Annotated in this window: 9 protein-coding genes; 4 read left to right on the top strand and 5 right to left on the bottom strand. The window is 43.3% G+C overall.

Annotated elements, in window-relative coordinates; translation table 11 throughout:
- Window positions 1–99 precede the first annotated feature (99 nt).
- The 3 genes from der to ACFO6W_RS01215 form a co-directional block, all read right to left on the bottom strand.
- On the bottom strand, window positions 100–1,413 hold the full coding sequence (gene der, locus ACFO6W_RS01225) for a ribosome biogenesis GTPase Der (protein ID WP_379993483.1): 1,314 nt from the start codon (window positions 1,411–1,413) through the stop codon (window positions 100–102).
- Between the two features lie 120 nt (window positions 1,414–1,533).
- Entirely contained in the window at window positions 1,534–2,127 is a 594-nt protein-coding gene (locus ACFO6W_RS01220; RefSeq protein WP_379993482.1) for a hypothetical protein, read from the bottom strand.
- Window positions 2,128–2,169: 42 nt separating this feature from the next.
- A complete protein-coding gene (locus tag ACFO6W_RS01215) occupies window positions 2,170–4,227 on the bottom strand; it encodes an alpha-L-fucosidase (RefSeq protein WP_379993481.1) in 2,058 nt (685 codons plus the stop codon).
- A 462-nt stretch (window positions 4,228–4,689) separates the two neighbouring features.
- Between ACFO6W_RS01215 and smpB the strand changes: the two genes are divergently transcribed.
- The 4 genes from smpB to ACFO6W_RS01195 all read left to right on the top strand — a co-directional run bounded on the left by smpB (window position 4,690) and on the right by ACFO6W_RS01195 (window position 11,203).
- Window positions 4,690–5,142, top strand: coding sequence for an SsrA-binding protein (smpB, locus tag ACFO6W_RS01210; protein WP_044215471.1), 453 nt, complete (start codon window positions 4,690–4,692; stop codon window positions 5,140–5,142).
- Window positions 5,143–5,168: 26 nt separating this feature from the next.
- Window positions 5,169–6,527 (top strand): DUF3329 domain-containing protein, encoded by a 1,359-nt coding sequence (locus tag ACFO6W_RS01205; protein WP_379993480.1) that lies wholly within the window; start codon window positions 5,169–5,171, stop codon window positions 6,525–6,527.
- A 124-nt stretch (window positions 6,528–6,651) separates the two neighbouring features.
- Entirely contained in the window at window positions 6,652–10,344 is a 3,693-nt protein-coding gene (gene metH, locus ACFO6W_RS01200) for a methionine synthase (protein ID WP_379993479.1), read from the top strand.
- Window positions 10,345–10,366: 22 nt separating this feature from the next.
- Window positions 10,367–11,203, top strand: a complete 837-nt coding sequence (locus ACFO6W_RS01195; RefSeq protein ID WP_379993478.1) for a metal ABC transporter permease — start codon at window positions 10,367–10,369, stop codon at window positions 11,201–11,203.
- On the opposite strand, the gene ACFO6W_RS01190 is transcribed toward ACFO6W_RS01195, so the two are convergent.
- The gene (locus ACFO6W_RS01190; RefSeq protein ID WP_291108135.1) at window positions 11,200–11,709 is read right to left on the bottom strand and encodes a threonine/serine exporter family protein; all 510 of its coding nucleotides are present in this window, start codon (window positions 11,707–11,709) and stop codon (window positions 11,200–11,202) included. The genes ACFO6W_RS01195 and ACFO6W_RS01190 overlap by 4 nt on opposite strands.
- Window positions 11,710–11,724: 15 nt before the next feature.
- The gene (locus tag ACFO6W_RS01185) at window positions 11,725–12,525 is read right to left on the bottom strand and encodes a threonine/serine exporter family protein (protein WP_379993477.1); all 801 of its coding nucleotides are present in this window, start codon (window positions 12,523–12,525) and stop codon (window positions 11,725–11,727) included.
- Window positions 12,526–12,559: the final 34 nt, after the last annotated feature.

The raw sequence follows: 12,559 nt of genomic DNA, 5'->3' as shown, positions 1-12,559 counted from the left end.
TATTTTCTTCAAAACGTAGAAAACAAAAAGTGATCGGAATTTCTTCCGACCACTCCTGACCCTTCGGTTGTCCTTTTTTTGTGCTTTAAACTCCGGATTCTATTTTTCCCTGATAATGATATTTATTGGTGTACCCGACAGGTCCCAATTGTCCCGTATACGGTTCTCCAGAAAGCGCTTGTAAGGGTCTTTGATCCATTGCGGCAGATTACAGAAGAATACAAATGTAGGTACCTGTGTATTAGGCAGCTGCGTGATATACTTTATCTTAATGTATTTACCTTTATTCGAAGGCGGTGGAGTATGCTCTATGATAGGAAGCAATACTTCATTCAGCTTATGAGTAGGTATCTTCGTCTTTCTGCGGACAAACACTTCTTTGGCTGTTTCCAATACCTTCAATACCCTTTGTTTGGTAACGGCAGAAGCGAATACGATGGGGAAGTCGGTAAAAGGGGCCAGGCGTTCGCGTATGGCATGTTCGAAGGTTTTGATGACGATCTGTTCCTTATTTTCAACCAAATCCCATTTGTTGACACAGACTACAAGTCCTTTACGGTTTTTCTGAATCAGTGAGAATATATTCAGATCCTGGCTTTCTATTCCTTGTGTGGCATCTAGCATTAGTACACATACGTCGGAGTTTTCTATCGCTTTGATAGAGCGGATAACCGAATAGTATTCGAGGTCTTCCGTTACTTTTCCCTTCTTGCGGATACCTGCCGTGTCTACAAGGTAGAAATCCATATTAAACCTATCGAAACGGGTATAGATGGAATCGCGGGTGGTACCGGCTATGTTGGTTACGATATTCCGTTCCTCGTCCATCAGCGCATTGACAAAGGAAGATTTTCCTGCATTGGGACGGCCAACGATAGCTATACGCGGAATGTCTTCGAGGTGCTCTTCCTCACTTTTCTTTGTAAATTTGGTGATGATCAGATCGAGTAGATCTCCTGTTCCTGCGCCATTGATGGCGGAAATGTTTACAGGATCACCTAATCCCAAAGCATAAAATTCGGCAGACTGATGATGCAAGTTAAAGTTATCAGCCTTATTGGATACCAATATGATAGGTTTTTTGGAACGGCGAAGCATGTTTCCTACGCTGGAATCCAGGTCGGTAAGTCCGTTCATCACATCCACAAGGAAAAGGATAACATCAGCCTCCTCTATCGCTATGGATACCTGTTTGTTTATTTCGCTTTCGAATACGTCATCCGAATTTACAACCCAGCCTCCGGTGTCTACCAGGGAAAATTCCTGTCCGCCCCATTCTGTTTTTCCGTACTGGCGGTCGCGGGTTGTTCCTGAAGTTTCGTCTACAATAGCCTGCCGGCTTTCGGTCAAACGATTGAATAATGTTGATTTACCCACATTGGGGCGACCGACTATAGCTACTAAATTTCCCATAATATACTTGTACTCTTTAAATTTTGCTGCAAAGGTACGCATTTTTATCGGATTCTGAGATATATAGAAAATGGCTTATGAGATACAAACCGTTAAAATATTCTTCAAATGCTGTTACTATTACTTAAATATATACTTGGCATTAAGCCATACGATGGTGTCGTTGTCACTTTCCATAGCAGCGGCGCCCGGAAATCCTGCAAGTTTGGCGACTATATCCGGTGTGAGCGGGAAATCGTGATACGAAATTGTATCATTCCCGGTTTTAGGACTTATATAACGTGCATAGCCTTTGATCCTGTATAGTGTATCCATGTTGCCCATAGCAATGAACAGATCCTTATTTCCGCCTTTCAGTACGAAAAGGGAATCATCTTTGAAATGATAGTTGGATACTATTTTATAATATCCGAGGGAATCCACGTACGTTATCTTATCTTCATTAAAATAAACGCTCATCTCTCTAAACAGGTTGACATTATATACAGAGTTCATTTTTCTGGTATACAGGGCGTTTCTCGCACTGTCGATACTGCCCGTTGTATCTGGTGGGTATGGTATCGGTATAGCACCTCCCGTTGCACCTATATACACCTGAAAATCGCTTATGTCGTTCGTTCCCGTCCATCTTTTCAAGGGACTTATACCGTCATCGCTTCCACAGGCTGCAAACGCTACCATAACGGGAAATATGAAATATAAGAGTTTCTTCATTTTTTATTTCTTTTCGAATGTAAAGATAAATAAAATTTCACCTTATCGGGTTATAATGCCTAATTCGGCTATAACATAGGCCTCACTTTTATTCGTCAGTTCTACCGGATAAAATTTCAGGTAGCGGCCATTGATCACTTTATCGAATAGAACGTTCTGGACTACCGGATTATTTTTAATATTACTGAAGATGGCGTTATTTTTTACTTTCTCCCATGCTTTTCCATCCATACTCACATACAAATCGTATCTGGAAACATTTGCCGCCTGAACATTCGCTGCCGGGGTATACGAAAATCCTTTTAATGCGATACTTTCTCCCAAGTCGACTACTAATGCTTCATTTTGTCCTATTTTTGCTGATGTGCGGCTATTACTATCTATTGAGTTTTCCGCTCCGTTGGTGCCAGGTGATACGATCGTCCATTTTGCGGGGGCAATGTCATAGTTTACCGTTACTGTTTCACTTTTTCTGCTTCCATCTTCTACTAGCGCAATGGCCTTAACGACGCCTCCCTGTGCCAATGGAAAAGGCTTCTCATATTTATCGGAGCTTATTGCAGGTTCTTTCCCGTCTGTAGTGTAATATATGGCAGGGTCCGGACTTTTGCATTTAATTGTTACCATCCCGGATTTGTCGCGTTCTACAGTGGGAGCGGATAACTGTTCCTGCGCCTTGTACACACCAATGGTACTTATTGCAACACAGGCCAAAGCGTTGAATTCTATTTTTATCTTGTTGCTGGTGATAGCAGGGAAACGCAGGATGCGTTTATATCCGATAGTGGTAGCATCTGAGAGTAGAGACCAATCGCTTTTTGCATCATCCCAGTATTTGACAGAGAATGAATAAACACGCTGTCCTAAAGGAATATATTCCTGCAATAGCAGCCTGTTGAAGGTTGTTACCTTTTCGAAGGTGATTTCCAGTGCCGGAGCCGTTTTGTCATCTCCGGATGCCCAATATGTATTATAATCATTGTCCAGTACGTTGGATGTCTTATATTGCTGTCCGTTTCTGGTTTCAGAAGATTTGGCTTTAGCGCTTACTGTCAGGTCTTTCCTGAAAGCTTCCTCTCTGGCCGTACGGAATTCCATCAGGCGTATCGAGTCTGCCGGGTGTATCCGTCCCCTGCGGTCGGGAGGGACATTCAGCAATAAATTTGAATTTCGTCCTACCGAAGTATAATAAATATCCATCAGTTCGTCCACTGTTTTTACCTTATCGTCAGTAGAAGGACTGTAAAACCATCCCGGACGGATAGATACATCGGTTTCGGCCGGAACCCATGCTTTTCCTCCTTGTTCCCCACTATTTAATATTTCGGAAGGAGGGGCATTCCGTCCGGGTTCGAATCCGTCTATATTTATTGTTGACCAGTTGGTTTCGCCGGCTATGCCTCTCTCATTGCCCATCCAGCGGCAGCCCGGGCCTACGTCGCTAAAGATGATGGCATGAGGCTGGTTGCGATATACTGTTTCGTGAAACAGGTTCCAGTCGTATGTCTGTTTTTTGCCACTGTGCCCTTCGCCGTTTGCCCCGTCGAACCATTGTTCAAATACTTCTCCGTAACCGGATAGAACTTCATCCAGGGTGTTTGCAAAAACCTGATTGTATTCAGGCGTTCCGTATGCCGGATGATTCTGATCCCACGGGGAAAGATAAACCCCGAACTTCAGGTCATATTCACGGCAGGCGTCTGACAATTCTTTTAGTATGTCGCCTTTGCCGTCTTTCCATGGGCTTTCGCGGACGGTATGTGTGCTGTACTTACTTGGCCATAGGCAGAAACCGTCGTGGTGTTTTGCCGTAATGATAATGCCTTTCATTCCGGCGGCTTTCGCTGTCGAAGCCCATTGGCGGCAATCCACACCGGTGGGGTTGAATACTTTGGGGTCTTCTTTCCCGTCACCCCATTCTACATCGGTAAATGTATTAGGCCCGAAATGGATAAACATATAATATTCCAATTGCTGCCACTTTGTTTGGTCTTCGGATGGTAACGCTCCAAATGGACTTATGGGTTTGTCACTTTTGCATGAGAAAAAGAGCATTCCGGACAGAAGAAGGATGAGGATGATTCCGTATGAGGTTTTCATGGTTAAATTTATTTGTTAAAGGTATAAAGTTAAAGATAAAAAAAGGAAATCTCATGAGTTTTCTCTTATTATCTCACAATATGGTAGGGTAGCTGCGCGAAAATGTACCGTTATAATTATTCGTTCAATTTGCATTTATTAACCATATAATGTTAAAACCTGACACATCTGACACATTTTACGCTTTTTTATTCTGTCAGCTTTTCCTTATAACTTGTAACTGCCCGGAGGGCGCAGAAATAACATTTGCCGAAGCGAAGGCGAGGCAAACCCGTAACTATAAAATTTCAAAGAGCTATAAGCTAATAGCTAACGGCTAAAAGCTATATATAGATAAACTTTTTCAAAAAGATTAAATTTCGCGCGTTTGTTTTGATAATATGATTTTGAATGAATATAATAGCCTAATATTTACTATTTTTGTAAGTTCGAATAAAATGTACGTTATCAGAACAGAAGAATATGAATCAACCAAACATTAATATAAAGAACAAGCGGGCCAGCTTCGATTATGAATTTATCGAAACATATACTGCCGGTATTGTACTTACCGGGACGGAAATAAAATCGATACGTTTAGGAAAAGCCAGTCTGGTAGATACTTTCTGTATATTTGAAAAAAACGAATTGTGGGTGCGCAATATGTATATTGCCGAATATTTCTATGGCTCGTACAATAACCACTCGGCACGCCGCGACCGCAAACTGCTCCTGAACAAGAAGGAACTGAAAAAAATGCAGCGCCTTGTCAAAGAAACTGGCTATACCATTGTGCCCACCCGTGTCTTTCTCAACGACCGGGGGCTTGCCAAGGTGAACATAGCTGTTGCCAGAGGTAAAAAGCAATATGATAAACGCCAGAGCCTGCGCGAAAAAGACGATAAACGGGCAATGGACAGGGCTATGAAACAATAGTAAACAGTTTTCTTAATATCTATTGAATGTTGAAAGCAAGGCGGTTTCTTTCGGAACAGAAATATATTATACTCATTTCCATATTACTGTTCGCCGGTATATATGGGCTGAATTATTATTTCCCTATTACGCTGGATGACTGGATATATAGTATGAATGCAGATGGTTCACGGGTAAGTTTTGCAGATATTATTCCTTATCAACATGCGCATTATTTTAACTGGGGTGGCAGGTCTGTTGTACATGCAATAGCTCAGTTTATGCTGGCCTCCGGTATATTTTGGGGCGACATTATCAATAGTATCGGTTATGTTGCATTAGCCCTGACCATCTACTGCATAGCGAATAAAAATAATAAGGTCAATATATCTTTGTTTGTGGGAATTAACCTGATGATCTGGTTTTTAGTTCCTTCCCTTGTAGAGAATGTCTTTTGGATAACAGGAAGTGCGAATTATTTGTGGGGTACATTACTTATATTTCTTTTCATATCTTTTTATTGTTCGGCTTTTCTGAACAATAATTTAGAAGATAGCCGGATAAAAAGGACAGCGATGTTCCTGTTCGGAATTATTGCCGGATGGACAAATGAGAATATGGCGGTGGCAATGATATTCTTTATAGTATGTTTGATATTGCTTATCCGGAAAGAGAAGCGAGTGTTGTGTAAGTGGATGCTGTTCGGTCTGTTAGGCGGGCTTGTGGGCTGCGCTTTTATGCTTTTGTCCCCGGGGAATTATGTACGGAACATAGTGGAACTGAATGTTTTGAATTCGAGCGGGGAAGAACCAGCCTACATGTTTTACTTTTACCGTTTTACAAATATATTGAAGATTGCAACAAGGTATTTCCTTATTCCGGTTATTATCTATCTGATATTTATGTTTTTATATCTTAAATTCAAAAAAGATAATGATAAAAGGATATTGCTCCTGTCCCTGTTATTTGCTGCTACAGCAGGAGTCGCGATCCTGGCTATGGTGGCAGCTCCCATTTTTCCGGAAAGGGTTTGGTTCGCTATACTTATACTGATGTTTACGGCTACAGGTTTGCTGTATGCCAATCTTGATTTTTCTGTAATCTTATTAAAAGTTCCTTTGTATATTATTACAGGTATGGTCACATTAGTCTTTTTCTATTCTTATTGGCAGAGCCTGAACGATTTTAGGCAGATTCATGATATATGGGCGGAAAGAGAGAGGATCATATTGGCAGAAAAACAAAAAGGTGTGAAAGATGTTGTAATCTACGGACGTTTCAAGGCTTCGGATTCGTGGTTTGTGAAACCTAAGACCGGAGATATTCCATTGGATTCTGTCTTATGGCTGCAAAATGCATGTGGGCGTTATTATGGGGTGAACACTGTAAAAATTTTTGATAAATAAGACTAAGAATTTAATATAGGATGTTTCTTTTTGGTTGGCGATAAAACTAAGACATTGAATCGGATAAAATATTAAAAATAAACAATCCGTATTTTTGCAAAATATTCAATAATTGAAAATAGAAATGAATAAAATACACGATATATTGAAGGATAGAATCCTTATACTCGACGGTGCCATGGGCACCATGATACAACGTTATAAGCTGACAGAGGAAGATTTCCGCGGCGAAAGGTTTAAAGGTTCAACTACATTACTGAAAGGTAATAACGACTTGCTTTGCCTAACCCGTCCCGATGTGATAGAAGCCATCCACCGCGAATATCTCGAAGCGGGCGCCGATATCATTGAAACAAATACGTTCAATGCAACCTCTATATCGATGGAAGACTATAATATGTCTGATTTGGTAAAGGAGATAAATATTGAAGCGGCCAGACTGGCAAAGAAAGCCGCCGCCGATTATACAAGGCGCAATCCGGATAAGCCTCGTTATGTTGCCGGCTCTATAGGGCCGACTAACAAGACGGCTTCGATGAGTCCCAAAGTTGAGAATCCGATATTCAGAGCGGTGACTTTCGATGATCTGTATTATGCTTACAAAGAGCAGGTAGAAGGACTTGCAGACGGAGGCGTGGATTTATTGCTTATCGAGACTATCTTCGATACATTGAATGCGAAAGCTGCTTTGTTTGCAGCCGATGAAGTGAGAAAAGAACGCAATATAGATCTGCCCATAATGATTTCTGTCACTCTCTCCGATAAAGGGGGGCGGACATTGTCGGGGCAAACGGTAGGGGCATTTCTGGCATCCGTCAGCCATATAGATTTCTTATCTGTAGGACTAAACTGTTCATTCGGAGCATCGGATATGAAACCATTCCTGAAAGAACTGGGACGTATAGCGCCGAATTTTATATCTGCTTATCCGAATGCCGGACTGCCGAACCAGTTTGGGGAATATGACGAGACGCCCGAAATAATGGCAGGCCAGATAAAAGAATATATTGACGAAGGCCTCGTAAATATTCTGGGAGGTTGTTGTGGCACAACTCCCGGTCACATCGCAAAATATGTAGACCTCATACAGGGCGCCGTTCCGCATAAACCGGCCCGGAAGCCCCAATATATGTGGCTGTCGGGACTGGAATTACTGGAAGCCAAGCCAGAGATCAACTTTATAAATATAGGAGAGCGCCTGAATGTGGCGGGTTCCCGCAAATTTCTCCGTCTGATAAAGGAAGAAAAATACGAGGAAGCGTTGACTATTGCTCACAAGCAGGTGGAAGACGGCGCGCAGGTATTGGATGTGAACATGGATGAAGGTTTGCTGGACGGAGTGAAGGAAATGACCACTTTCCTCAACCTGATGGCATCCGACCCGGACGTGTCCCGTGTGCCTGTAATGATAGACTCCTCGAAATGGGAGGTGCTCGAAGCCGGACTGAAATGCGTACAGGGTAAGCCGATTGTAAACTCCATTTCATTGAAGGGAGGAGAGGAAGATTTCCTCCGTCAGGCACGTCTGGTTAAGGCGTACGGCGCGGCGGTCATTGTCATGGCTTTCGACGAAACGGGGCAGGCCGATACATTTGCCCGCAGGATAGAAATATGTGAAAGGGCTTATAAGCTGTTGGTCAATGACGGATTCAATCCGCTGGATATTATTTTCGACCCCAATATACTTGCCATCGCGACCGGTATAGAGGAGCATCGGGGCTATGCAGTCGATTTCCTGGAAACGATCACATGGATAAAAGAAAACCTGCCGCATGCTAAAATCAGCGGTGGAGTAAGTAATCTCTCATTCTCGTTCCGTGGAAATGATTATGTGCGTGAGGCCATGCATGCCGTATTCCTTTATTACGCCATTCAGCGGGGTATGGATATGGGTATCGTAAATCCGGGGCAATCTGTTGTATATGATGATATTCCTACCGATCTGAGAAATCTGGTGGAGGATGTTATCTTCAACCGCAGGGCGGAAGCTACGGATGAACTGATTGAATATGCCGAAAAGATAAAGAACGAAAATACAGGGCAGACAGAGCAAAAAGTGGAAGAATGGCGTTCTTATCCGCTCGATGAACGTATCCAATATTCTCTGATAAAAGGTATCAGCGACTATCTGGAAGAAGACCTGACGGAAGCGCTTCAGGTGTATCCGAAGGCGGTGGATATTATCGACAAGCCATTAATGGACGGAATGAACAAGGTAGGTGACCTATTTGGCTCCGGTAAGATGTTCCTTCCGCAAGTTGTAAAAACTGCCCGTACAATGAAACGTGCAGTGGCTATCCTGCAACCGACTCTGGAAGCGCAAAAAGCTTCCTCGGCAGGAAGCAACAAGGCAGGAAAGCTGGTTATTGCTACCGTAAAGGGAGATGTGCACGATATCGGTAAGAACATAGTATCTATTATCCTTGCCTGCAACAACTATGAGGTAATCGACCTAGGGGTGATGACTCCTCCGGAAGTAATTATCCAGAAAGTAAAAGAAGAACAACCTGATATACTCTGCCTGAGCGGCCTTATAACTCCGTCTCTGGAAGAAATGAGCATCGTTGCCCATGAGATGGAAAAGGCTGGCTTTACCATTCCTCTGATGATCGGCGGGGCCACTACATCTAAGCTGCATACGGCAATTAAGATAGATCCGAAATACAATAACGGTTCGGTGGTATATGTCAAGGATGCTTCGCAGGCGCCTGCGGCTGTAGGTAAGCTGATAAATCCTAAGACAAAGGAAAACTATATAAAAGATGTACGCTCCGAATATGCTTCATTGAGGGATACGGCGGGTGATAAGAAAGCAGATCTGCTACCATTGTCCGAAGTACTGGATAAGGGCATGAAACTGAATTGGGAGGATTACAATACTCCCGAACCGCGGGTGAAAGGACGTCAGACATTGAAACATATCCCGGTGGAAATCATTGTGCCTTATATAGACTGGAAATTCTTCTTTCATTCATGGAATTTGTCGGCGCGCTATGCCTCTGTGCAAAATATCGATGATTGCCCTTCATGCAAGGCTGCATGGCTGAGTTCCTTTCCTGAACAAGAAAGGGAAAAAGCTGCGGAGGGTATGCAATTATATAAAGATGCCAAGGCGTTGCTGGACCAGCTGGTATATGATAAGGCCGGTTATATCAATGCTGTATTCGGCGTTTATGAATCATATAGCGATAATGAATCCCTGTATATCGACGGCATACGTTTCCCGATGCTGCGTCAACAGAAAAAAAATGAAAAGAAGGAATACCTTTCCCTTTGCGATTTCGTTGCGCCGAAATCTTCAGGAAAGAAAGACTATGTAGGAGGATTTACCGTTACCGCAGGCGTAGGTGCAAATGAACTGATGAGCGAGTATGAACGTCAGGGAGATGAATATAAAGTACTGCTTCTCAAGTCGGTTTTAGACCGTCTGGCGGAAGCAACTACCGAATGGCTGCATGCCGAAATAAGGCGGAAGTACTGGGCGTTCGCACCCGATGAAAATATAAGTGTAAATGATATGTTTACCCTTAAATACCAGGGAATCCGTCCGGCAGTGGGCTATCCGTCCATACCCGACCAGTCAGTCAATTTCCTGCTGAATAAGGATTTGTTGCAATCCGAAGAGATAGGAGTGGAGCTGACCGAAAACGGTGTGATGCTTCCGAATGCTTCGGTCAGCGGTATTATCATTTCACATCCTAAATCCAAATATTTCAATATAGGCAATATACTCGACGACCAGTTAGAGGCATATATAGAAAGAAGAGGAGAGGATGCAGAGCAGATTCGTAAGTTTTTGAGTGCAAATTTGATATAAATCAGATACAACTTATAATGGAATGGAATTTATAGACCTCCTTTCATATACTTTTTTCCAGAATGCCCTGTTGGGTAGCCTCTTTGCCAGTATCGCCTGCGGTATCATAGGCTCTTATGTTGTTATTCGCCGGCTTGTATTTATCAGCGGGGGAATAACGCATGCTTCGCTAGGAGGTATCGGTATGGGCTTCTATTTCGGGTGGAATCCGATATTTGCCGCTATGATCTTTTCCATCTTGTCGGCTTTCGGTATCGAATGGTTATCATCGAGGCAGGGAGTGAGGGAAGATTCGGCAATCGGCTCTTTCTGGTCGCTCGGAATGGCAATAGGGATTATTTTTATATACCTCAAACCCGGCTTTGCTCCTAATCTTTCGGATTATCTCTTTGGCAATATACTTACTATCACAAAGCCGGATATAACTTATCTGGCCATTTTGTCCATAGTGCTGATTATTGTCTTTTTGCTCTTTGGCCGTCATATACTGTTTGCGGCTTTCGATTCCGATTTTGCAAAGACTCGCAACCTGCCCGTCAACCTGATAAAGTATGCCATGATGATGGGGATTGCTATTACAATCGTACTTTCTATCCGCTTGGTAGGCATTGTGCTGCTGATGTCGATACTTACCGTTCCCCAGATGACAGCCAACCTGTTTACTTCCAACTTTGTAAAGATGATTATTCTTTCCATCCTGATCGGATTTTTCGGGTGTATTGTCGGCCTGTTCATGTCTGCGGTATTGGATGTTCCGTCAGGGGTGTTTATCATCTTTACGCAGATAGTCGTATTCCTTGTATCGCGCTGGATAGTGAAGGCCATTCAGAAAAGCAGACGGGAAAAGGTTCTTTCTTAACCCTTTCCTATCACATCTTTAAACGATATATTCTTCACGCTCGACTTGCGGAAGAGCAGCGCTCCTATACAGATGCCTATCGCCAATGTAAACAGTAATGACATGGTAAGCATCAGGTTGTGAGACATCTCTATCAGGATATGCGGGTTTTGTTCCACTGTAGGCAGGTCGGTAACCTTTATTCCGGCCAGCATCGTTTTGTAGGCGAACATACCCGGAATCATTGTAATACAGGCCGGCATGGTGAATACTACCGGCGGGCTGTCTACCCTGTGCGCCGCGAAAATACCAATTAACCCTATCAGTACCGAACCGGCTAATGTAGCCGTTATCATCCCGAAATCGAGTTGTATAAGGATGAAGCGAAGAGCATGTCCCATACCGCCAAGTAGCCCGGCAACCCACAACAGGCGTTTAGGCGAGCCGAACAGTATAGCCCAGCAGAAACCTACAAGGAAAGCGATGGTAAAGTCGCGGAATATATTTATTATTGTCAGTTCTTCCATTTGCTAATTTTCTAATTAAAAATTACCTATTCCCAATAGTGTAATACACAGGGTCATACCTGCTGCGATACAAAGCAGAATGAATCCGCCGAACAAAGCCCGGTTCAGAGCCGAAGGCAAATAGCCTTCTATCAGGTCTATGACACAATTTATCAGAGGTACACCCGGTATCAGGTACAGAACGCCGGTCGCCATCGCGGCTTCGGGATGCTCCCCGAATCCGTATAATCTGCCAAACCCTGCTATCAACGTTGTGATAAAAGCCGCGATAGATATGCATATCATCGGATTGAATTTCTTCTTGGCGAAGAAAACCCTTACCAGATAACCGATAAATGCAGCAACGAAAGCTACCAGTGCGTTTTTTTCGTCCCCTGCCGAGAACAGGCAAAGACCTCCGCACGAAAATCCGACAGCTACAGCCACTACAATATCTTTGTAGTTAGGCTTGGCTTTTATCCTGGCAAACTCTTTTTCCACGTAAGATATGGGCAGGTTCTCTTCCTGCACTTTCCACGACATATGTGATACAGCGGTCAGTATAGCCAGATGTACATTGTGTGGAGGTGAGTTTTTATAGCAGGTGACGGAATTGGAAGGATCGTTCTTATCCTTTACCGTGACTGTGAGGCCGTTGAAAGTAGGGCTCATATTTATATCGAATTCCCATGTCGCGGCCAGCCTTCCTATATTGCTGCTGAGACGTCCGCAGTGCGCACCCGAAGCAAGCAGGAATGTTCCTATATCGAGTATAAGGTCGGCAAACCGCTGTGCTGATATTTTTTCTTTTTCGTTTATATTTCTAAATTCCGGCATTGTTACATACAATTCTGATGCAAAGATAGGAATT

The sequence above is a fragment of the Dysgonomonas termitidis genome (assembly GCF_042654545.1).
Taxonomy (GTDB): Bacteria; Bacteroidota; Bacteroidia; order Bacteroidales; family Dysgonomonadaceae; genus Dysgonomonas; species Dysgonomonas termitidis.
This window is presented reverse-complemented; position numbering and strand designations above follow the sequence as displayed.